This is a genomic window from Rhodococcus sp. AC861 (assembly GCF_979256035.1).
Map to the genome: position 1 here is coordinate 1 of NZ_CEEDMW010000053.1, position 262 is coordinate 262.

General features: G+C 45.4%; 1 protein-coding gene. It reads left to right on the forward strand.

Going from position 1 to position 262, the window contains the following annotated elements:
• Positions 1-262, forward strand: a 262-nt coding sequence (locus tag AC0IX4_RS23110) for an inverse autotransporter beta domain-containing protein (protein WP_471831417.1), incomplete at both ends; no start/stop codon positions are given.

A 262-nucleotide genomic window follows, 5' to 3' on the forward strand; every position in this document is an offset into this window, starting at 1 on the left:
GGAAATACTACGGTAACTGCTGATAATAACGTGGAGAAAAATGTCGCGTCGTTTGCCGCAAATGCCGGGACATTTTTAAGCAGTCAGCCAGATAGCGATGCGACACGTAACTTTATTACCGGAATGGCCACAGCTAAAGCTAACCAGGAAATACAGGAGTGGCTCGGGAAATATGGTACTGCGCGCGTCAAACTGAATGTCGATAAAGATTTCTCGCTGAAGGATTCTTCGCTGGAAATGCTTTATCCGATTTATGATACGC